22 protein-coding genes and 1 pseudogene are annotated in these 20,444 nt (G+C 52.7%); 11 read left to right on the top strand and 12 right to left on the bottom strand.

Annotated elements, in window-relative coordinates:
- Window positions 1–290: 290 nt before the first annotated feature.
- Window positions 291–785, bottom strand: coding sequence for a hypothetical protein (locus AC6F7T_RS10925; RefSeq protein ID WP_500718783.1), 495 nt, complete (start codon window positions 783–785; stop codon window positions 291–293).
- Between the two features lie 86 nt (window positions 786–871).
- A complete protein-coding gene (locus AC6F7T_RS10920; protein WP_500718781.1) occupies window positions 872–1,318 on the bottom strand; it encodes a hypothetical protein in 447 nt (148 codons plus the stop codon).
- A 107-nt stretch (window positions 1,319–1,425) separates the two neighbouring features.
- On the opposite strand from AC6F7T_RS10920, the gene AC6F7T_RS10915 reads away from it, so the two are divergent.
- Window positions 1,426–2,619 carry a YbfB/YjiJ family MFS transporter gene (locus AC6F7T_RS10915; protein WP_500718779.1) on the top strand — a complete coding sequence of 398 codons (1,194 nt, stop codon included), beginning with the start codon at window positions 1,426–1,428 and terminating at the stop codon, window positions 2,617–2,619.
- A gap of 2 nt (window positions 2,620–2,621) precedes the next feature.
- Complete coding sequence (locus AC6F7T_RS10910; protein WP_500718777.1) at window positions 2,622–2,822, top strand: 2-hydroxymuconate tautomerase family protein; 201 nt, start codon at window positions 2,622–2,624, stop codon at window positions 2,820–2,822.
- 64 nt (window positions 2,823–2,886) lie between these two features.
- Here AC6F7T_RS10910 and queF read toward each other — a convergent pair.
- Window positions 2,887–3,717: pseudogene (queF, locus tag AC6F7T_RS10905) on the bottom strand (NADPH-dependent 7-cyano-7-deazaguanine reductase QueF).
- Between the two features lie 142 nt (window positions 3,718–3,859).
- Between queF and asd the strand changes: the two are divergent.
- Together asd and AC6F7T_RS10895 are read left to right on the top strand one after the other, a co-directional pair.
- Window positions 3,860–4,969, top strand: a complete 1,110-nt coding sequence (gene asd / locus AC6F7T_RS10900; protein WP_500718775.1) for an aspartate-semialdehyde dehydrogenase — start codon at window positions 3,860–3,862, stop codon at window positions 4,967–4,969.
- A 241-nt stretch (window positions 4,970–5,210) separates the two neighbouring features.
- Window positions 5,211–5,351: a hypothetical protein gene (locus AC6F7T_RS10895; RefSeq protein WP_500718773.1), complete on the top strand. Its 141-nt coding sequence runs from the start codon at window positions 5,211–5,213 to the stop codon at window positions 5,349–5,351.
- Here AC6F7T_RS10895 and AC6F7T_RS10890 read toward each other — a convergent pair.
- Window positions 5,326–5,970: a 1-acyl-sn-glycerol-3-phosphate acyltransferase gene (locus tag AC6F7T_RS10890; protein WP_500718771.1), complete on the bottom strand. Its 645-nt coding sequence runs from the start codon at window positions 5,968–5,970 to the stop codon at window positions 5,326–5,328. The two genes, AC6F7T_RS10895 and AC6F7T_RS10890, sit on opposite strands and share 26 nt — an antisense overlap.
- Window positions 5,971–6,145: 175 nt before the next feature.
- Here AC6F7T_RS10890 and pgi point away from each other — a divergent pair, with 175 nt between their 5' ends.
- Complete coding sequence (gene pgi / locus AC6F7T_RS10885; RefSeq protein WP_500718770.1) at window positions 6,146–7,786, top strand: glucose-6-phosphate isomerase; 1,641 nt, start codon at window positions 6,146–6,148, stop codon at window positions 7,784–7,786.
- A gap of 225 nt (window positions 7,787–8,011) precedes the next feature.
- Here pgi and rnr read toward each other — a convergent pair whose 3' ends face one another.
- On the bottom strand, window positions 8,012–10,183 hold the full coding sequence (gene rnr, locus AC6F7T_RS10880; RefSeq protein WP_500718768.1) for a ribonuclease R: 2,172 nt from the start codon (window positions 10,181–10,183) through the stop codon (window positions 8,012–8,014).
- A 398-nt stretch (window positions 10,184–10,581) separates the two neighbouring features.
- Between rnr and AC6F7T_RS10875 the strand changes: the two genes are divergently transcribed.
- The 6 genes from AC6F7T_RS10875 to AC6F7T_RS10850 all read left to right on the top strand — a co-directional run bounded on the left by AC6F7T_RS10875 (window position 10,582) and on the right by AC6F7T_RS10850 (window position 14,811).
- A complete protein-coding gene (locus AC6F7T_RS10875) occupies window positions 10,582–10,893 on the top strand; it encodes a type II toxin-antitoxin system HigB family toxin (RefSeq protein WP_500718767.1) in 312 nt (103 codons plus the stop codon).
- Window positions 10,890–11,330 (top strand): helix-turn-helix domain-containing protein, encoded by a 441-nt coding sequence (locus AC6F7T_RS10870; protein ID WP_500718765.1) that lies wholly within the window; start codon window positions 10,890–10,892, stop codon window positions 11,328–11,330. The genes AC6F7T_RS10875 and AC6F7T_RS10870 overlap by 4 nt, the downstream gene beginning before the upstream one ends.
- Window positions 11,331–11,735: 405 nt before the next feature.
- Window positions 11,736–12,080, top strand: coding sequence for a hypothetical protein (locus tag AC6F7T_RS10865; protein WP_500718764.1), 345 nt, complete (start codon window positions 11,736–11,738; stop codon window positions 12,078–12,080).
- A gap of 80 nt (window positions 12,081–12,160) precedes the next feature.
- Entirely contained in the window at window positions 12,161–13,306 is a 1,146-nt protein-coding gene (locus tag AC6F7T_RS10860; protein WP_500718762.1) for a glycosyltransferase, read from the top strand.
- A 150-nt stretch (window positions 13,307–13,456) separates the two neighbouring features.
- Window positions 13,457–14,170 (top strand): TSUP family transporter, encoded by a 714-nt coding sequence (locus tag AC6F7T_RS10855; RefSeq protein WP_500718760.1) that lies wholly within the window; start codon window positions 13,457–13,459, stop codon window positions 14,168–14,170.
- Between the two features lie 134 nt (window positions 14,171–14,304).
- Window positions 14,305–14,811 (top strand): DUF559 domain-containing protein, encoded by a 507-nt coding sequence (locus AC6F7T_RS10850; protein WP_500718758.1) that lies wholly within the window; start codon window positions 14,305–14,307, stop codon window positions 14,809–14,811.
- 163 nt (window positions 14,812–14,974) lie between these two features.
- Here the strand turns inward: AC6F7T_RS10850 and AC6F7T_RS10845 are convergent, their stop codons facing one another.
- The 7 genes from AC6F7T_RS10845 to AC6F7T_RS10815 form a co-directional block, all read right to left on the bottom strand.
- Window positions 14,975–15,493 (bottom strand): DUF2878 family protein, encoded by a 519-nt coding sequence (locus tag AC6F7T_RS10845; RefSeq protein WP_500718757.1) that lies wholly within the window; start codon window positions 15,491–15,493, stop codon window positions 14,975–14,977.
- Entirely contained in the window at window positions 15,490–16,752 is a 1,263-nt protein-coding gene (locus AC6F7T_RS10840; RefSeq protein ID WP_500718755.1) for a class I SAM-dependent methyltransferase, read from the bottom strand. The genes AC6F7T_RS10845 and AC6F7T_RS10840 overlap by 4 nt, the downstream gene beginning before the upstream one ends.
- Window positions 16,749–17,486 carry a DUF1365 family protein gene (locus AC6F7T_RS10835; RefSeq protein ID WP_500718753.1) on the bottom strand — a complete coding sequence of 246 codons (738 nt, stop codon included), beginning with the start codon at window positions 17,484–17,486 and terminating at the stop codon, window positions 16,749–16,751. Before AC6F7T_RS10835 ends, AC6F7T_RS10840 begins: the two co-directional genes overlap by 4 nt.
- Window positions 17,483–18,724, bottom strand: a complete 1,242-nt coding sequence (locus tag AC6F7T_RS10830; RefSeq protein WP_500718751.1) for an FAD-dependent oxidoreductase — start codon at window positions 18,722–18,724, stop codon at window positions 17,483–17,485. Before AC6F7T_RS10830 ends, AC6F7T_RS10835 begins: the two co-directional genes overlap by 4 nt.
- The gene (locus AC6F7T_RS10825) at window positions 18,721–19,437 is read right to left on the bottom strand and encodes an SDR family NAD(P)-dependent oxidoreductase (RefSeq protein WP_500718749.1); all 717 of its coding nucleotides are present in this window, start codon (window positions 19,435–19,437) and stop codon (window positions 18,721–18,723) included. Before AC6F7T_RS10825 ends, AC6F7T_RS10830 begins: the two co-directional genes overlap by 4 nt.
- Window positions 19,434–19,856: a nuclear transport factor 2 family protein gene (locus AC6F7T_RS10820; protein WP_500718785.1), complete on the bottom strand. Its 423-nt coding sequence runs from the start codon at window positions 19,854–19,856 to the stop codon at window positions 19,434–19,436. Before AC6F7T_RS10820 ends, AC6F7T_RS10825 begins: the two co-directional genes overlap by 4 nt.
- 2 nt (window positions 19,857–19,858) lie before the next feature.
- Window positions 19,859–20,444: chalcone isomerase family protein (locus tag AC6F7T_RS10815; RefSeq protein WP_500718748.1), on the bottom strand; the 586-nt coding region annotated here is incomplete at its 5' end.

Below are 20,444 nucleotides of genomic sequence, written 5' to 3'. Positions count from 1 at the left end.
TTATATTCAAGTAACTATTCAGCTCTATCCTTGCGCAGGGCCTTTGAATCCTGTGGCAAGGGTTTTTGTCGCCATGGACGGCGACAAAAAGCGGTCATGGATGACCCAACGGGAAACAATCGCGTCCCTTGACATAGGATTCAAAGGCCCGGTGCTGAACAGCTACAAAGAAGAAACATTGAGGTGATCAATCAGACATAGCGGGACATTGTACGCAGAAAATCACTGTCCGGCCAGACAAACTAGAAACCGGATCAAAAAAATGCCTTCTTCGCGTTGAGGTCCTTCAGCTAGTGGCGGGTACGGGGATAAAACCAGTTAGTCGTAGAGACCCCCTCATCATCAATAAGGGTAATCTGATAACCGAAGGTATAGGCGACAGCCTGATCAGCCAGAGGCAGGGTCACGGTAAAGGGAATTCGATCCTCAGTGCTTAAGCCCTTAAAATGAGTCGCCTTGCGATAATCAACCACCAGATCGTCAGTATCCAGCAGAAACAATGTCAATTCGACATCGGCAACCCGGGTATACATCATCCGTGAATGCTGAGAAAAAGACAGCCATCCCGTCATCCGGAATTGGTCTTCTTCGCGCATCAGGCGACTATCAACCGTCACATAGAGTTCTTCCCAGTGCTGCTGGGCATCCACAACCGGGGTAATTGCTGTGACTGCCTCCTCATCTGCGAGGGCGCCCAGGTAATGCCCGGTAGTTGACTGACAACCACTTAAGAACAGGAAAAAAAGGAGAAATGTACAAAGATTCAGGGTGCGCAGATAGCTCATAACCAGTCCTTTTCAGTTGGCCTTCCTATTATACCACTACTGATTTAGAATGATTCTAGCGCTGGTAGTGTTTCCAGGCAAGATGGTCAGGGTGCCAGCGCCTGCGACTGAAAATTAAAATGCAGCAGGGCATAGTCGCCGCTCCGCTCAACCAGACTCAAGGTGATTTCCACCGGACCCGAGCTATAGTTGGCCTTGACCCGGTAGGTTACGACATCCCGTTCAATGGCACCGGTAGTCATGGCTTTACTGGTTGACCTGAAGCGCGGCTTGTCAAAGGACTGCAGCTCACCGATGCGGGTGAGATAATCCATCATCTTGGCCAGATCGTCATCACTGACCCGTCTTAAGGCTTCCTCGTCAAGCAGCGCCCTGGTAGCAGCCACGTCCCAACGACTTAATTGGGGGATGGCCTGCTCAACATAAGGAATAACCGTCGGATCAAAACGTTTCCCCTGCATATAGCCATAACCGAAATAGATGCCAACGGCAGTTAAAACAACAAACAAGGCATAAATAATTAATTTTTTCACAACACGCATCCTCGAAAAAGCATTGCAACGACGAATCAAAGTAACCGATATTCAAGGTCAGAAACAAGGAAATATCCTGTCCACATCTCTTAACTCAAAAGATGGCCATGCCTGATCAAAAGGTTCATCACTTTTCAGCCTATCTGGTTCTTGTCGGGGGTATTCTCGGCCTGATGGTGGCCATGGGGATCGGTCGCTTTGCCTATACGCCGATTCTACCTTTGATGCAGCGCGATCTGGGGATGAGCAACACCCTCGCCGGCTGGCTGGCTGGGCTCAATTATCTCGGCTATCTGGCCGGCGCCGTCCTCTGTTCCGTTTCCCCACGCCTGCTGGGGATGCGTCTTTTTACCGGGTCTTCACTGATTTTATGCATCCTTACCACCGCCTTGATGGGGCTGACCCTGTCCGCTTTCTGGTGGGGTGGATTACGCCTGATCAGTGGCATGACCAGTGCTGTACTCTTTGTACTGATCTCCGCTGAGGTTGGCGATGTACTCAGGCGTCATGGCCTTGCCCAGCGCATGGGTATGCTCTACAGCGGGGTTGGTCTGGGGATCGCCTTGACCGGATTGCTGATTCCCGTACTGGATCACTACTGGAGCTGGAGCGGGGCCTGGATTGGTGCCGGCATCGCTGCTGCCCTGCTGGCCGGAGCCGGTATTCTTATCGGTCGTCAACAGGGTGCACTAACAGCGCCGGCAGTCGACACACCCATCAACAGCAAACGCACCAGCGTCTACCCTCTGGCACTGGCCTACTTTTTCGAAGGGCTAGGTTATGTGGTGTCAGCAACCTTTATCGTCGCCCTGATTGCTGCTACCCCCGGCCTTTTACAGCTGGCTCCCTGGAGCTGGGTGGCGGTCGGGCTGGCGGCAGCACCATCGACCCTGTTCTGGCCCTGGCTGGCACGACGCTCCTCTGCACGCACAGCTTTGCTGGCAGCCTACAGCCTGCAGGTTAGCGGCATCCTGGTGAGTGTCTTTTCAACCTCCGTTATTGGTCTGCTGTTCGCTGCTGCCAGTTTCGGTGGCACCTTCATGGGAATTGTCGCCATAACCCTTGCCGAAGGACAGCGGCGCATGCCTGCCGACAGTCGCTGGATAGCCGCCTTTTTAACCGCCGCCTTCGGGATCGGTCAGGTTCTCGGACCAATAGTCGCCGGGCGCCTGGCTGACTTGCGCGACGGCTTTGCCCTGCCCTTACTGCTGGCAACGGCTTGCGTTGGTGTCAGCCTGATTGTTACCGTTTTAGATCCGCATTTCTCCGGATCACTCACCCATCGACAGAAAGGAAAATAACCATGCCCTACGTCAACATCAAAATTACCCGTGAAGGAGCTACCCCGGAACAGAAAAAACGCCTGATCAAAGGAGCAACGGATCTGCTGGTCGAGGTGCTGGGAAAAAATCCCAAAACCACCGTCGTTGTCATTGATGAAGTCGATACCGACAACTGGGGGATCGGCGGAGAGACAGTCACTATTCTGCGCCGGCAGGCATGAGCTTCTTCAGGGTGTTGAACCTGAAAGATGATGTTCAACACCCTTACATAAGCCCGGCAATCTGCTATTGACGCACCAGACGGATACTGTCGATATCCTCTTCGAAGTTTGATCGGAAGGGATTGATATCCAGCCCGCCGCGACGGGTATAACGGGCGTAGACCGTGAGTTTTTGCGGGCGGCAGAAACGCAGCAGATCGACAAAAATCCGTTCAACGCACTATTCGTGAAATTCGTTGTGCCGGCGGAAAGAGATCAGATAGCGCAACAACGCCTCGCGATCGATTTTTCCCCCCTGGTAGCGGATCAGCACGCTCCCCCAGTCAGGCTGGCTGGTCACCAGACAATTGCTTTTGAGCAGATGGCTGTGCAGCTCTTCCGCCACAACTGACTCATCATCCGCCGCACCGACCAGCACCTGCGGATTGAGTCGATAGTCAGCAACTTCAATGTCGAGGTCATCAATACAATCACCGGGGAGTACGCCTACCTGCAAGCGAGAAGAATCTTCCACACCCCACAATTCGGCCTTCACCTCGCCGCCACTGGCGCGACTGAGATCCTCACGCATCTGCTCCGCCACCACCGCTACATCAGGGTAGCGGGTCTGGTTAAAAGAGTTGAGATAGAGTTTGAATGACTTGGATTCGATCAGGTAAGGGGTATCACAGGCAAATCGAAACTCCCCCACCGCCACCACCGGCTTGCCTGTACGATTCAGCCAGGACAGTTCATAAGCGGTCCACAGATCAAAACCACCAAAAGGCAGCTCTTTAGCCAGGCCGATCTCATCGCGTTTGATTTGGCGCGGAAAAGGGCAGAGTAACGTTGGATCATAACTGTCCTGATAACGGGTTGGCTTACCCAGCGGTAGACACTGCTCAATATCTGACATTTTTATTCCCAGGGGTTCAACGCAAAGAAAATCGATTTCCACTAACACTGCAGAAATGCTATGATTGACGGCTGACACGCAAACAGAAGATTCTGTTTGAGAATAGTTTTATTTCTTTTACCCGTCAACATGGAGAAACATTATGAAAGTCGGATTGGTCGGTTGGCGCGGCATGGTCGGTTCCGTTCTGATGCAACGGATGCTGGAAGAAAACGACCTTGCTGGAGTCGAAGCGGTTTTCTTTTCAACCTCCCAGGCCGGAGAGAAGGCACCCCAGTTTGGTCAGCTTGGCAACAGTACCCTGGAGAGTGCATCTGACCTTGGCAAACTCGCAGAGCTGGATATCATCATTACCTGTCAGGGTGGTGATTACACCAACGAAATTCACCCCAAGCTACGTGCTGCCGGATGGGACGGTTACTGGATCGATGCAGCATCCTCCTTACGCATGGACGACAACGCCGTCATCATCCTCGACCCCATCAACCGCAAGGTCATTGATGAAGCCCTGGACAATGGGTACAAGGATTTCATCGGTGGCAACTGTACCGTCAGCCTGATGCTGATGGCCATTGGCGGGCTGTTCAACGCCGGCCTGGTTGAATGGGTCAGCTCCATGACCTATCAGGCGGCCTCGGGAGCTGGGGCGCCCAACATGCGCGAACTGTTGCTGCAGATGGGCAACCTCCACCATTCGGTCGCCGAGCAGCTGCAGAACCCCGGTTCGGCGATCCTTGAAATCGACCACAAGGTTACCTCGGCATTGCGCAGCAGCACCATGCCGACGGCCGAATTCGGTTTTCCACTGGCCGGCAACCTGCTCCCCTGGATCGATCGCGAGGTGGAAGACGGCCAGAGCCGCGAAGAGTGGAAAGGCCTTGCCGAAACCAACAAGATTCTCGGCAACATGACACCCATTCCGGTTGACGGTATCTGCGTCCGTGTCGGTGCCATGCGCTGTCACAGTCAGGCCCTGACCATCAAACTCACCAGGGATGTCCCCATCAGTGAAATTGAGCAGCTCATCGCCCAGAGCAATGAGTGGGCCAAAGTGGTCCCCAACAGCAAAGCGGATTCCCTCGCCGAGCTGACTCCGGCGGCGGTCTCCGGAACCCTGACTATCCCCATCGGCCGCTTACGTAAGATGAAGATGGGTCGGCAATATCTGTCAGCCTTTACCTGCGGCGACCAGCTTCTTTGGGGCGCGGCAGAACCGTTGCGGCGAATGCTGCGTATTCTTGCTGAACGCTGAAACATTTCGCCCCGAGTTGCCGGTTTAAAGGTAGCTCGGGGCGATTAAACTTATCAGGAGAAAAAGTCGACAAGTTATTACTCCGGTGAGGTAATAACCTGTCATCCCCGCGTGCTTTAGTCGGGGATCCATTCTTTAACAGCCTAAAATCTCACTGGATCCCGGCTTTCGCGGGAAGGACGATGTGAGTTCAACTTTTAACTGTTTTGTCGCCGAAGCAATAGCAACTAAAGGAGTATCAATGTTCAAGGATCTCATCAAGTTGCTGGCGCTGCTGGTCGTTCTGGCAGCTGTCATTGCCGGTATTTACTTTACTGGTCAATCGATTGACAATACCGCCAAGTATCGCCATCCCATCACCCAGCCGGGCGCGCGCTGGTAATTCCGGCAGCAATGGCGGCCATGACGCGCCCGACAATCAGAATATGGGTGGCCTTCTCATCAGCCAAAACAAACAGATCGGTACAGTCAATGGGAGCCCCGAATCGCACCACTGCCTGCTGTCCCCAGGCACCTACACGCCAATGATTTAACCCAACCAAAGAAACCGGTATGACCACCGGTCGATGCTCATAAATCAACTTTCCAACGCCACGGTTTCCGATCCCGAGCCGGCCATCCTTATGCCTGGTTCCTTCGGGAAAGAGCATCACAGCGTCGCCCTGCAACAGGCGCCCCAATTCCTTGCCGGCGCGCAGATCCCGACCACGCTTAACCGGAAATGCCCCCCAGGAACGAAAAATCGCTCCCAGCAAGCGGTGACGAAACAGCTCTTCTTTGGCCGGTGCCCACACCATCTTCCAGGGGCGCTGTTTGAGAATGGCTGCCGGCAGCAGGACGGTATCAAAAGCCGATATATGGTTGGCAACAAACAAAACCCCTCCCTGTGGTGGAACCTGTTCCCCACCGACGATCTGACAGCGGTTAATCACCGTCGCATAAAAGGCGATCACTACAGCGCTGATACCAACCCAGAAGCGCCGTAAAATAGATGTTTTCACGATCTGGCAACTCCTCTTGCACACCAATAGAATGGCAAAAAATAGACATTATGCCGTGTTTTCATTCAACTGTCATGTGATTTCTTTAACCTGGCAAATTATCAGTAAGGTCTGCTATGATGTACAGGTCTGTATCCCTGTTCCCTACCGCCCATACCCTTACGATGAGGTGTTCATGTCCGCACTAACCAGCTTACCAGCCTGGAAGTCCCTGCAGCAGCATTTTGAAGCCATGGAATCCATCCATTTAGGCAACCTGTTCACAGAGGATCCTGATCGTTGCAGGCGTTTTTCTTTTCGCCTGGATGGCACTCTGTTCGATTTTTCCAAGCACCGTATTACTGACAAAACCCTTGAATTGCTTGTTGATCTCGCTCAACAGTGTCTCCTGGAAGACAAAATCAAGGCAATGTTCCGCGGGGACATCATCAATACCACTGAACATCGCGCCGTACTCCATACCGCCCTGCGCAATCGAAGGAACCACCCGATTCTGGTCGATGGCCATGATGTCATGCCGGAGATCAACCGGGTGCTAGGTCAGATGCGGACCTTCAGCGATCAGGTGCGTAATGGTCAATGGCGCGGTGCCACCGGCAAAGCAATTTGCGATATTGTCAATATCGGCATTGGCGGTTCCGATCTGGGTCCCTTGATGGTGACGGAAGCACTCAAACCTTACCGGCATGAGCGCCTCAAGGTTCATTTTGTTTCCAATGTCGATGCCACCCACCTGTGCGACACCTTACGCGAGCTGAACCCTGAAACGACCCTGTTTCTGATTGCTTCAAAAACCTTTACCACCCAGGAAACCATGACCAATGCCCATTCGGCTCGCCGCTGGCTGGTCGAGAAGCTTGCTGACGAAAGTGCGGTTGCCAGGCATTTTGTCGCCATCTCGACCAACCGCGACAAGGTGTGTGAGTTTGGCATTAACCCGGCCAATATGTTTGTTTTCTGGGATTGGGTTGGTGGTCGCTATTCCCTCTGGTCTGCTATTGGCCTGTCCATCGCCCTGTCCATCGGCATGGATCAATTTGAGGATTTGCTCGAGGGGGCACATCTGGCCGATGAGCACTTCAGGACCCAGCCATTTGAAAAGAATATTCCGGTTTTGATGGGGCTGATCGGCATCTGGTACAACAATTTTTTTGGCACTGACTCCCTGGCGATTCTCCCTTATGACCAGTCCCTCCACCGCTTTGCCGCCTACCTGCAACAGGCGGATATGGAAAGCAACGGCAAATCAGTGACCTTAAGCGGTGAATCTGTCGATTATTCAACCGGCCCGATTATCTGGGGGGAGCCGGGAACCAACGGCCAGCATGCGTTTTATCAACTGATCCATCAGGGTACCAAACTGATTCCCAGCGATTTTATTGCCGCGGTGAAAAGCCATAATCCCCTGGATGACCATCAACAATTATTGCTATCCAACTTTATTGCTCAACCTGAAGCCCTGATGCGCGGCAAATCACAAGCAGAAGCACTGCAGGAACTTGAAGCTGAAGGACGCAGCAAAGAAGACATCAAGCTGCTGCTCCCCCACAAGGTTTTCCCGGGCAACCGCCCCAGCACAGCAATCTTGATGGATCAACTGACGCCCCATGCCCTGGGCAGCCTGATTGCCATTTATGAGCATAAAATATTTACTCAGGGGGCAATCTGGAACCTGAATCCTTTTGATCAATGGGGGGTTGAATTGGGCAAGCAACTGGCCAAATCAATCTTACAGGATCTAACCACAGAAGGACCGGTAACCAGTCATGACAGCTCGACAAATGCGTTAATTAACGCATGCAAGACCCTAGATTGAAGCAATATCTGTTCAATTTAATTGTTTTGTATCTGTTCAGCACCGGGCCTTTGAATCCTATGTCAAGGGACGCGATGGTTTCCCGTTGGGTCATCTATGACCGCTTTTTGTCGCCGTCCATGGCGACAAACACCCTTGCCACAGGATCCAAAGGCCCTGCGCAAGGATAAAGCTGAATAGCTAGATTATTTTTTCAATATAGATAGTTTCTAATTTTTGTGAAAGTTACTTGTTTCTGCGACCTGAAGCCGGCTTTTTATGCTTTTTGGTTTTCTCTGTTTTCTTCTTGCGCACGTCATCCCTGTTGCTTTCCGAAATCACCAACGGGCTGAAATCAATCCGTCGTCGAACCGTGTCAACCCGCTCCAGTTTGACCTCCAGAGACATTCCGACGCGAAACTGTTGGCGGCTGCGCTCACCGGTCAATGCCAGGGTGGTTGGATCAAAATGATAAAAATCGCCGGTCAAGGTGCGCACATGGACCAGCCCCTCAACGAGAAGGTCATCCAGCTCAACAAAAAATCCGAATTCCGTTACGGAGGAAATAACCCCGGTGAAGGTTTCGCCCACCCGGTCTTCCATCAACTGACAACGCCGCAAATCGGCCAGATCGCGTTCGGCCTCCATGGCGCGTCGTTCGCGGGTCGAACATTCGGCGCCCAGGGTTTCGAGCAACGCCACCCCCGGCGCACTGTTTTTAGCTGCACCAGTCAGCGCCTGCTTGAGAACGCGGTGCACAAGCAGATCAGGATAACGTCTGATGGGTGAAGTAAAATGACAGTATTCTTCCGCCGCCAACCCGAAATGCCCCTCATTGTGAGGAGTGTAAACCGCCTGCTGTAAACTGCGCAGCAACTGCTCGCTGACTAGACGTCCTTCCGGTTTATCGGCCACCTCGGTCAGCAATTGCTGTAGTGACTGATGAAGATTTTTTCCCAGTACCAAGCCATGTCCGCAATTGGCAGCCAGCTGCTGCAAATCTTCCAGCTTGGCCTCGTCCGGCTCCCCATGTACCCGGTAGAGCAATGGCCAGTCCTGCACTGCTAGATAGTGGGCGACGGCTTCATTGGCCGCGAGCATGAGTTCCTCGATCAGGTGGTGGGCGATGTTGCGCTCAACCTTGACCAGCTCCAGTGGACGACCACTGGCATCAACGCGGATTTCCACTTCGGGCAGATCCAGATTGAGGCTGCCCCGGGCATAGCGCATCTGCATCAGGATCCGGGCCAGCTCCGCCATCTGTTGCAACGACTCCTGAATGCCGGCCGGCACTGCCTCTTTATCGCCGTCTTCGAGGTAGCCGGCAACCTGGGTATAGGTCAGGCGCGCATGACTGTTCATGACGGCCGGGTAACATCGTGTCTTCAGGGTCTTGCCCTCTCGACTGATAATCAGCTCGGCCGTCATGACCAGACGATCAACATCCGGGTTGAGGGAGCAGATACCATTGCTTAACGCCTCCGGCAGCATGGGTACGACAAATCCGGGAAAGTACACACTGGTGCCGCGTTCACGGGCATCCAGGTCGATGGCGCCACGCACCGGCACATAATGGGCAACATCAGCAATACAGACCCACAGGCAATAGTTGCCATTCTGTTGCTTTTCTACGAGCACCGCATCGTCGAAATCGCGCGCAGTTTCGCCATCGATGGTCACCAGGGGCAACTGACGAAGATCGGTTCTGTCGACCAGATCTGCTTCCTCGACCTGAGTGGGTATCGTAGCAACAGCCGCCTGGGTTTCGGCCGAAAAAGCCTCGGGAATTTTTTTACTGCGCAAGACACTGATCACATCAGTATGGGGATCACCGAAACGCCCCAGACGCTCGACTATTTTTCCCTGTGCTGCATGCCCCCGCTCTGCGTACTGTTCAATCAGCACCTCGACCAGATCGCCCTCCTGACAATTCTGCGTCCTTCCAACCCGCACTGGCGGGCCGGCAAAACGATCCTGGGGAACAACCAATCCACCCTCACTGCTGGTCCGCAGCACCCCAACCAGATGTGACCGGGCCCGATCCAGTATCGCCGTAATCACCCCAAAAGGCCGTCGGTCATGGGACGATTGACGCACTTCAAGCTGGACCCTATCGCCATCCATAGCGGAACCGACATACTGAGCCGGAATAAATATATCTTCACGACCAGCTATGCTGACAAAACCATAATCCTGATCGGTACGCTTAAAAATTCCCTCAACAGCCTGCCTGTCAGCATTCAACCTGTAGCTCCCCCGTCGCCGCTCCAACGTTCCGGCAGTGGTCAACTGGTTGAGAGTGTGGGTGAGTTTTTTGCGCTCGGCACCGCGCAAATCAAGAAGCTCCGCCATAGCGCGACGATCGAGTTTTTTGCCGTCAGCCAATAAGGCAAGGATGCGTTCTGTAATCTCTTTCAACCGGATCCTCCTTGATAAACAGCGATCAGAAAAATTCTACACATTCATTGTATAACACGGATACATTTTTGGAAGCTTCCTCATTATTGTCCGACTGTTAAACGTTATTTCAATCGGCACCTTAAATACCGCAAAAAGAAGCAAATGACTTTTCAAACTTACTATTGAATCCTATAAATCAGGGTATTCAGTAAGATTCTATCAACTCGGCTTTTCGGATCAGAATACAATGTGAATCAAAATCCAGGATCATAATTCGAAATCAAAACTTACAAGTTTAGAGCGTAGGTCATGCGGGTTTTCGGATTGTGTTGATCTGCCAGGTTCACTTCTTGTAAACTCAACAAAGACATGATACTGTTTACCCAAGGTAAACCCTGAGCAGTGGTGGAGAAGGAATGCACGTTATTCGTAAGAGGGCTTTCGAGGAAGCGGCTAGAAGGTTTTCCAATGACAAAACAGCAATCATGGACGCTTATCGGGTCTTGAATAATGGTACATTTAACACTCCGGAGGAGCTGAAACAAATATTTCCATCCCTTGACAACTTCAAGTACAAGGACAAGTGGTACGTGATCGACATTGGCGGCAATAATCTGCGGATCTTGGCGATGGTTCTGTTCACCAACCAGAAATTTTACGTCAAGCACATTGTCACGCACGCTGAATATGACAAGCTTTGCAGGAAATATAGAAAGGAGAAACAATGAATACGGCAACAGCAATAAAACTTGAAACTTCGTTTCTCTCTTTCTTCAAGACTGCACACCGGGTAATTGAAATCAAAAACGAAGAAGATTACAAATTTGCTATCGATCTTATTGAGCACTTGATGACGAAGGCTGAGGACCGTGAGGGGGAACCACTGCTTCGTATGATCGACATGGTTGCTGACGCAATCGATAAATACGAAAGCAACCTTGAGAGTATGAGCAGCTTCATCCAGGAAGTTGAGAATTTAGATCCTGGAGTTTCTACCCTGAGGGTGCTCATTAATCAGCACAAATTGTCATATTCCGATCTCAAGGAAGAGATAGGCTCAAAATCTCTGGTATCACAAATCCTGAGTGGGTCGAAGAATTTAACCAGGGCACATATCGCCAATCTGACAAAACGGTTCAGTATCAGTCCTGAGCTATTCTTTTGATTCGACAAGAATCCCAGCTGTGTAATGGGTAAAAGGAACATATCCCACTGCAGGAACCAGCCTTAACCCATCGCCTTTCAACAGATGAAAATATGTCAACAAAGGCAAAGGCGACAAGAAACGTGCAGATTACGGGAGCTATATCTGATGCCGAAACCCAGTAAACATTTCAATAAGCCATTCTTTGCCGACCTGAGCGAGGTCATCATCACCGGTAACCTGAATCCGTGACTGATTGTACTTAAAAAACACCTTTGATCTTTTTCAATCATCTGATTTTATTATGCTTTTCTGCTATTATTGCGCCGTATTGAAATTCACCCAAGGAGTTTTGTTGTGACATTTCCCCGGTTCAAGCTTGAGTAGTCTGACAAAGAGTTCTACACCTCAACATCCGGTCCGGCGTTGGTTGGTATTGCGCTGAATCGCTTTACCAAACTGGCTTACCAAACGGACAAGGCCGCTCCCAAACGAGGCATTGCCACAGCGGATGTGCTACGCAGCTATCTGGGCCTGCTGTGCCGGGGGAAGAGCGATTTTGCCGCCATCCATCCTTTTTTTGAGGAGGATGAATTCTTCCGTCATTCCCTGGGACCGACCAAGGTTCCCTCACCGAAAACTCTACGCCAGCGGCTGGATGAGTTTGCTGAGATCCTGCGGATCATGGTGGATGCCGGCATGGTTGAGTTTCTGAAGAAATCCCAGGCGCAGTTGACCCCGCTGGGGACGGATAACATGGACGAAGATTAGTAATCACGCTTTACTTTGACACGCCCGCAGCCCTGCCCTACATTCTGAGACAGAGCTGTTTTGTTTTCTCCGGAGATCCAATGTTTACCTTACCGGCACTGACAATACTCACGATTCATCTGTTGATTGCACTAGAATTGATTTATCGTGCCCGTCATCTGATCAACCTGCGCCAGGTTACTCCCCTTGCGCCCTCACAACTCCCTCCCCTGTCAATCATTGTTGCTGCCCGCAATGAAGAAGAACAGATGGAAGCGGCTCTGACGTCTTTACTGCAAATCGATTACCCCGAACTCGAGATAATTGTCGTCAATGATCGCTCCAGCGATGGCACCGGCAAAATTCTGGCGCAGATGACGACAAATCACCCGCAACTGAAGACGCTTACCATTGATGATTTGCCCGACGGCTGGCTCGGAAAAAATCATGCCCTGTGGCAGGGCAGCCGAATTGCCGGCGGCAATCTGCTGCTTTTCACCGACGCTGACATCATCATGGCCCCTGAGACCTTGCAAAAGGCGGTCAGCCTGCTGGAACAACAACAAATCGATCATCTTGCTGTCAGCCCGGGGTTGAAAATGCCTGGAATGCTGCTGACGCTGCTTGCTGCCTGTTTTGGATTTTTTTTCGGCCTCTATACCCGCCCGTGGAAAGTCGCCGATCCGCGCAACCGTTGCCACATCGGCGTTGGCGCATTTAATCTGGTTCGTGCTTCCACTTACCGGCAGATTGATGGCCACCGCCGCATCCGCCTGCGCCCCGACGATGATCTGAAACTGGGTAAAATCATCAAAGACGCCGGCTTTCGGCAGCAATTTGCCTATGGTCACGAACTCATTAACGTGCAGTGGTATGGCAGTTTCAGGGAGATGGTTGTTGGCCTGGAGAAAAACCTCTTTGCCGGATCCGACTACCGAATAGGGGCAACCCTTGGCGGCATCGCAGTGGCTTTGACCCTGTTCGTCTACCCCTATGTGGCTCTGCTTTTAACCAGTGGCACCACCCGGCTACTATCACTATTGAGCGTACTGACCTTGAGCCTGCTGATAGGGATCAGCGCGCGGCGCTTTAACACCACCTACCGGCAACTGCTCAGCTTTCCCTTTGCCGTGGTAGTGCTGTGCGCCATCTCATTGCGGACGATGCTACTCAACCTGCTGCAGGGCGGAATCTATTGGCGCGGCACATTTTACCCCTTGGCGGAGTTGCGTAAAAATCGCGTTTAAACCGAAGTTTATGCAAAGAGATGGTCACTCCTGAATGCCTTTATCGGGAATCCAGTCTGTAAGTTCGTGAAAATCTGGATTCCCGACCAAAATCGCTTCGGGAATGACGTTTCAAGGGTTTACGCAAAAGACACAACGGGAAACATCTTTATGGTCAGCGAATTGCTGCTGATAATCGTCGCATTTTTCACCTCGACCCTGACGGCAGTGGTCGGACTTGGTGGCGGCTTACTGCTGCTGGCGGTCATGGCGATCATGCTACCACCCATCGCGGTGATTCCGCTTCATGGCATGGTACAACTGTGCAGCAATCTCACCCGTGCCTGGTTTGGACGCAGCGACCTGGTCATTGGCCCGGTCATCCCCTTTGCAATTGGTGTAGTGTTAGGTGGCGTGTCTGGTTTCCCCGTATTGCAGTCGTTTCCGGCCGCAGTTCTTCCCATTCCCCTCGGGCTGTTTATCCTGCTGCTGACCTGGCTCCCGCAAGGGCCGGCAACCCTCAAGCTACCGGGCAAGTTTTTCACCCTGGGACTGGTCAACGGCTTTATTACCCTGTTCGTCGGTGCCACCGGTCCATTAAATATGCCGGTACTGCTGCGCCACGGACTTAGCAGCAGTCAGGCGGTCGCCACCATGGCCGCCCTGATGACAGCTGTACATCTGGTGAAGATTGCCATCTTCGGTCTGATCGGCTTCGCCTTTGCTTCCTACCTCCCCCTCATTGCCGGGATGGTTATCTCTGTAACTGCCGGTTCCTGGTTCGGCACCAGAATACGACGTCGCGCCCCCGGAGATTTTCTGCGTTGGGTGATTAAATTTCTGCTGACGGTGCTGGCGCTGCGCATGATCTGGATGGCACTGTGATTTGATGTAAATTGGGTGTAATGATGGAGGATCTAACCACCCCGTCGCTTCGCGCCACCCCTCCAAAGGAGGGGAATTTAACTTCCTCTTCGTTTTTTTATCTTCAGGGGACAGATTTTACTACTGGAGGGCTCATGAGCAGGCTTGGTAGAAAGCAACAGGAGAAGCAAACGACCTCTAAAAACGAGGATACCAGTTCCCCTCCTCCGGAGGGGTGGCAGGCGCAGCCTGACGGGGTGGTCAAACGCAACACCAAGTCATCCAAGTCTCTTCCCTACAATCCTGCACTTCGCGAACGAGCTCGTGAACTCCGCAAGGCAGGAATGCTACACGAAGTATTACTGTGGCAACATTTAAAAAAGAAACAGTTACTTGGACTTGATTTTGACCGGCAAAAAATTATTGGTAACTATATCGTGGATTTTTTCTGTGCCGGCGCGTCGTTGGTCATTGAAATCGATGGCAGTAGCCATGAAGACAAAGCAGAATACGATCAAGAACGTGATGCCTATTTGGAAGGACTTGGATTGCGTGTATTGCATATCAGGGCGAAAGATGTTTTACAGAATTTAGATGCAGTGATGGAGGACTTGAGGACCACCCCGTCGCTTCGCGCCACCCCTCCGGAGGAGGGGAATTAATAACTGACAGACGATAAATTTGTTTTTCATTGAAGAACAGCAGCATCTGCCAAAACAGTCGACAAACCGCAAACCCGAGGGAACAGCAAGCGACAAATTCCCCTCCTCCGGAGGGGTGACAGGCGCAGCCTGACGGGGTGGTCAAACACACAGCAGCCACTTCTCATCTCAGCAACACCGACAACGGCCGGTCCCCATCGATCACAATTTTTCCACTCAAATACACCAAACCCGGCACCAGCACCCCCCAGACGATCGCCAATACAGTAATCGACCAGGGCAATGACCAACTGAACTCAGCCACGCCAAACCGCACACCGGCAAGATAAGCAAGCGGTCCGCCAATCGCGCCCAGCAGTCCGGCCGGAACCAGCCGTTTTTTCAACCAGTGAAGACTGTGATTGAACAATGTCGCCAGGGCGATCCAGATACATCCCAGCCACAAGGGGATCGGAAAGCGATCTTCGGCAAAGATGAAAAAACCCGACTGGCGCAAGGTCCCGTCGACCACCATACCAATGAGCAACACCAAAAAAGCCAGCACGAGGTCGGTTTTTGGTAACGGCGTTAGCAGAAAATGCACAAAAATCAGGACAAAAGCCAACCATGCCAGCGATTCCCCACCCATCACCGCAATGAACCAGATCAGCTGATAAATGGCGATATTCAGCAGCGGATTCATGGTCTGGAGATGGGCTGCAGGTAACCGGGGCGGGTTGCCGTCAATTGCACAACACTGATGCTTCTTTCGCGAAATCCGCCCTCACAATAACAGAAATAGTATTTCCATAAGCGCTTGAACCTTTCATCATACCCTATTTGTTCAATTTTCTTGAAGTTTGCAATAAAACGATCATGCCAATCTTTTAAGGTTCTGGCATAGTCCAGACCAAAATCTTCGAGACCGCGCACCACCATGTCCGTTTTTTCGCTCACCAGTTTCAGCAAGTGCTGATTGGACAGTAGACAACCACCAGGGAAAATGTACTCCTGGATAAAATCGACACTGTCCAGATAACGCTTGTAGAGTTGATCCTGAATGGTAATCGCCTGCACCAACATCATGCCATCCGGTTTGAGCAGACGTGTACATTGCGCAAAAAATTGCGGCAGATAGCGAAATCCCACTGCTTCGATCATTTCTATACTGACGAGCTTGTCGTAGGTACCTTCCAGATCGCGGTAATCCTGTTTCAACAGGGTGATGCGATCTTGCAGACCGGCCGCGGAGATCCTGCGGCCAGCTTCTTCATACTGAGCATCGGAAATGGTCGTGGTCGTAACCTGACAGCCGTAATGGGTCGCAGCATGGATGGCAAAACCTCCCCAGCCACTGCCGATTTCAACGACACGGTCGCCAGGACGCAGATCAAGGCGGCGGCAGATGTGGTCGAGTTTATAAACGGCGGCTTCTTCAAGGCTGCTCTCAGCGTCGGGGTAAATCGCCGCTGAATACATCATGGTCGGGTCGAGAAAACTTTCGTACATGCGGTTGCCGAGGTCATAGTGGGCAAGGATATTTTTTTTGGAGCCGGAGCGATTATTTGGTCGCAGCAGATGCTTCGCCCGCTGCCAGGGGCGCGCCAGCCAGGCCCAGCGTTCTTCCAGCCGATCGAGGAGTTTACCGTTGCGCGCGACGATGCGCACCAGGGTGGTCAAACAGTCCACATCCCAGTCACCAGCGACATAGGATTCCCCGGCGCCGATGGAGCCACCGAAAACCGCTGTGGGATAAAAGACCGGATTATTGACCCGGATCTGCGCGTGGAAATCGGCGTCGTGGCCGAAGGTCACCCGCTGATCGCCTTCAATCAAGCTGATCTGTCCGTAGTGCAGGTGCTGCAATAAACGATGCAACATGGTGCGTGACCAGGCTTGTGCCCTGGTGACTCTCATTCCCTTTTCAATCATCATGCGCGAACTTGCCGTTGAAGAAATCATGACAACTCCTTTCGATACGGAACGTAAGGAACTTTTTTCAGATACAATCTAAGCGCCTGCCAATAGATTCCCGCCAGGATCGACAGGGTCATCACCGGTTTGCGGAACAACTGCCGGCGCACCGACGACAAGGTCAGGGGCTGGCGCTTCAGGTTGATCAGCGCCCGGAACAGATGACCACGCTCATCATCAACATCGATGACAATTCTTGCATTATCTTGCGGTGGTTCAATCTGCCAGCGATAGTGTTGCTGGACCGGGTTAAAGGGCGACACATGAAAAGCCTTGGGGTTTTCGCGCTGATTCAGTCCCGGATCCAGCAGATGGGCATAATGATGACGCTGGTTCCATGGGGTGTTCGATACCTCGGCAAGCATGTGGGTGCAATGGCCAACAAGATCGTAGCCGAAGTAAAAATTGACCGGGCTGAAATATAATCCCAGGGTGCGCAGATTCAGCAGCGCGCACACAGTGCCGGTCACCGGCACGCCGGTCAATTCGAGCAGCCGCTGTTTGACCGACAGGTGCAAGGGCTCATCTGCCGGCCCCAGATAATCGGAGCGCAAAAACCGACTTAAGGCAACGTGTTTGACCGAAAACCAGCGGCCGAGATCGGGCACTTCATCAACCTGTTCGAGGTCGAGAAACCACATGAAAAAAGGGTAGGAAAAGCTGTGCTGACGCGGAATAAAGCGCTGGTGCGTCACTCGCCCGACGTAAAGAGCTGAGCTCATGGCGACACCCCCAGAGCAGAGCAGACGCGCAGAGCGCTCTGCACGCCATCTTCATGGAAACCGTTGTGCCACCAGGCCCCGCAATAGTGGATCCGGTCAATACCGGAGATAGTAGACCACTGCTGCTGGGCGGCGATGGATTCCAGATCAAAGATTGGATGGTCATACTGGTAACGGCCAATGACCGCCGCCGCTGGAACCTCCTCGTTCAGGGTGACCAGGTAGGCATGTTTTTTCTCCAGACGTTGCAAGCGATTCATGTAGTAGGTGACCGTTGAGCCCCCCAGTCCCGGCTGCTGCAGATGATAATTCCAGCTCGCCCGGGCGCGCGGGGTTTGGGGTAACCAGCGCTGGTCGGTATGCAGAATCACATCATTGGCAGAAAAACGAAAAGCGCCGAGGATCTGACGTTCAGCCGTGGTGGGCTCAGCAAGAAGACGCAGGGCCTGATCAGCATGACAGGCCAGCACCACCTCATCGAAACTATACACCTGATCGCAGGCCACCAGCTTGACGGTATCGGGCTGCCGCTTGATCGACGTCACCCTGCTGGCGCGATGAATCTCATCTTTAAAGGGAGCGGTCAACGGCTCAATATAGCTGCTCGATCCCCCCTTGATGGTGTACCACTGGGGACGGTCAACCAGATTGAGCAGGCCGTGATTTTCAAAAAAACGGACAAAAAAGAGCAGCGGCAATTCGCGCGTCTGCTCTAAATCCGTCGACCAGATCGCCGAGATCATCGGTAGCAGGTAATTATCGATAAACAGGGCACCGTAGCTCTGGCGATCGAGAAATTCACCCAGGGTCAGCGTCGCAGGAGCCCCGGCAGCGGCCAGCCGAACCTGGCGGTTGAAGCGGACAATATCCGCCAGCATACGCCAGAAACTGACGTTGACCAGATTACGCCGCTGGGCAAACAAACTGCTGAGGTTATTGCCGTTGTATTCCAGGCCGATCGCCGGATTACACACGGAAAAACTCATCTCAGTGGGTTGATAATCCACTCCCAATTCGGTCATCAAACGGATAAAGCCTGGATAGGTACGATCATTGAAAACAATAAAACCGGTGTCGATGGCGCTCTGTTCTCCCTGCCAGTCAACCCTGGTGGTATGGGTATGACCACCCAGGCGACTATCCGCTTCAAACAGGGTCACCTGATGTTTGCGGCTCAAATAATAGGCAGTGGTTAAGCCGGCGATACCGGAGCCAACGACAGCAATACGTTTCATCATCTGACCATCTTTCTGGCTAGAGCAAGCCAAAGTGAACGTGGCAGCAGTGACAAGAGTTTCATCGTACCGGTAAAGCGTTTGGGGAAATGAATCTCCTTTTTGCCGGCGGCGATCCCTTTGCGGATCGCCGTGCTGGCCTGCTCCACCGTGACCAGACAGGGCATGGGAAAATCGTTGCGATCGGTCAAGGGCGTTTTGACGAAACCGGGAGCAACGTGGCTGACGCGGATCCCTTCTGCCGCCAGATCGATGCGCAGGGTATCGAGCATGTAAGCTACCGCCGCCTTCGAGGCGCCGTAAGCCTCGGCACGCGGCAAGGGCAGATAGGCGGCGGAAGAGCCGATGCCGACCAGATGGGGATTTTTGCCTCGACGCAGTGCCGGCAAAGCGCCTTCGATGGAGTGGGCCAGCGATTCAACGTTGGCACGCATCACTCGCGCCACCAAGGCACTATCGAAGGCGGGCAGATCGATATATTCGCAGTTGCCGGCTGAAAGGATCGCCAGATCAAGGGTCTCAAGACCGGCAAACCACTCCAGCGTCGCCTCACGGTCTTCCAGGTCAACCTGAGCGGAATGAATCCCCAGCGTCTCAAGCTCGGCCAGCGCTGCCGGTGAACGCCCCAAAGCCCACACTTCATGCCCCGCGGCATGGTAATCAAGAACCAGTTGCCTGCCGATACCCGAGGTTGCTCCGGTAATCAGGATGTTCATGCCGCAAACCTCCTTTTGACTGCCCGCACCAGCGGGCCCAGCAGGGGTAACCGCTCGTACAGCAATGCGCCCAGGTCGAAGTAATCGCGGTGCTCATCAACCCGGCCATCAGCAGCAATGTGCAGATAACTGATACCGGGCACCTCGACCTCGGCACCGCGGTTCAAACGTGGATGGCGCAGATGCATCACCCATTGCACGTACACCTGGTCGCCGCCGCCACAGGGTTCGGCAAAATCAAAGCTGATATACTCAACATGGGTGTACAGTCCAGCAAAATAATCACGCAGGGCCGCCAGCCCGTTCAAACTGTGGGCCGGATCACTGAAGCGCACATCAGGACTGTAGATCTCGTCAAGCAGCTCAAGGTTGTCGCGATTCAAGCGCTGGTAGATGCTTAAAAAATGTTCCAATACCATCACTACCCTCGCCCGTTAGTCAGTGAAGCCAGCAACCGGTTACGTAATCCCGCATCCAACGGTTGCTCGGCATCCAGCCAGATCCCGGCATAAAGAATAGCAAATTCCGGGGAAATAACACTGACCAGCACCTCATCATTGAAAATCAGTTGGGTCAATTGACGCTCAGCATCGTAGCAGAGACGATAATGATCCCCCTTGGCAACATCGCGATAGGCTTGATGGAGCCGGTCAATCTGCGTCCGGTAGCTTGCAAGCGCGCTTTGGGAATATTGCCGCGACAGGATCTCTTCAGCGGCAGTGACAAAATTCTCAGCGGTCAACGCCACCTTGTAGGTCAGACGCAGACAAAAAGAACGCTGCGCTTGCAGCACATCACTCTGCACCGCGTCTGCCGGCGCCAGCAGCTCAGCGTCATAGACACGAATGAAACCCATGTAGCGAACATTGCCTTCACCGCGAACAACCATACCATCTGCAGGGTCAGCATGAGCCTGTGCCATCGCTAACAGCAGGAACAATGGCAACAGCAGCAAAATTTTATAGTAACTATTCAGCGCCATCCTTGGCGCAGGTTCGGGGGTCCTG

It is taken from the genome of Pelovirga sp. (genome assembly GCF_059864205.1).
The sequence above is the reverse complement of the archived record's forward strand: the minus strand, read 5'-3'. Positions and strand labels throughout refer to the sequence as shown.

What these genes read in the sequence shown, in the direction of transcription:
- AC6F7T_RS10925 (WP_500718783.1), bottom strand. Translation starts at nt 785, where the DNA reads ATGAGCTATCTGCGCACCCTGAATCTTTGTACATTTCTCCTTTTTTTC.
- AC6F7T_RS10820 (WP_500718785.1), bottom strand. Translation starts at nt 19,856, where the DNA reads ATGGTATTGGAACATTTTTTAAGCATCTACCAGCGCTTGAATCGCGAC.
- asd (WP_500718775.1), top strand. Translation starts at nt 3,860, where the DNA reads ATGAAAGTCGGATTGGTCGGTTGGCGCGGCATGGTCGGTTCCGTTCTG.
- AC6F7T_RS10830 (WP_500718751.1), bottom strand. Translation starts at nt 18,724, where the DNA reads ATGATGAAACGTATTGCTGTCGTTGGCTCCGGTATCGCCGGCTTAACC.
- AC6F7T_RS10875 (WP_500718767.1), top strand. Translation starts at nt 10,582, where the DNA reads ATGCACGTTATTCGTAAGAGGGCTTTCGAGGAAGCGGCTAGAAGGTTT.
- AC6F7T_RS10895 (WP_500718773.1), top strand. Translation starts at nt 5,211, where the DNA reads ATGTTCAAGGATCTCATCAAGTTGCTGGCGCTGCTGGTCGTTCTGGCA.
- pgi (WP_500718770.1), top strand. Translation starts at nt 6,146, where the DNA reads ATGTCCGCACTAACCAGCTTACCAGCCTGGAAGTCCCTGCAGCAGCAT.
- AC6F7T_RS10845 (WP_500718757.1), bottom strand. Translation starts at nt 15,493, where the DNA reads ATGAATCCGCTGCTGAATATCGCCATTTATCAGCTGATCTGGTTCATT.
- AC6F7T_RS10850 (WP_500718758.1), top strand. Translation starts at nt 14,305, where the DNA reads ATGAGCAGGCTTGGTAGAAAGCAACAGGAGAAGCAAACGACCTCTAAA.
- AC6F7T_RS10910 (WP_500718777.1), top strand. Translation starts at nt 2,622, where the DNA reads ATGCCCTACGTCAACATCAAAATTACCCGTGAAGGAGCTACCCCGGAA.
- AC6F7T_RS10860 (WP_500718762.1), top strand. Translation starts at nt 12,161, where the DNA reads ATGTTTACCTTACCGGCACTGACAATACTCACGATTCATCTGTTGATT.
- AC6F7T_RS10825 (WP_500718749.1), bottom strand. Translation starts at nt 19,437, where the DNA reads ATGAACATCCTGATTACCGGAGCAACCTCGGGTATCGGCAGGCAACTG.
- AC6F7T_RS10835 (WP_500718753.1), bottom strand. Translation starts at nt 17,486, where the DNA reads ATGAGCTCAGCTCTTTACGTCGGGCGAGTGACGCACCAGCGCTTTATT.
- AC6F7T_RS10915 (WP_500718779.1), top strand. Translation starts at nt 1,426, where the DNA reads ATGCCTGATCAAAAGGTTCATCACTTTTCAGCCTATCTGGTTCTTGTC.
- AC6F7T_RS10855 (WP_500718760.1), top strand. Translation starts at nt 13,457, where the DNA reads ATGGTCAGCGAATTGCTGCTGATAATCGTCGCATTTTTCACCTCGACC.
- AC6F7T_RS10840 (WP_500718755.1), bottom strand. Translation starts at nt 16,752, where the DNA reads ATGATTTCTTCAACGGCAAGTTCGCGCATGATGATTGAAAAGGGAATG.
- AC6F7T_RS10870 (WP_500718765.1), top strand. Translation starts at nt 10,890, where the DNA reads ATGAATACGGCAACAGCAATAAAACTTGAAACTTCGTTTCTCTCTTTC.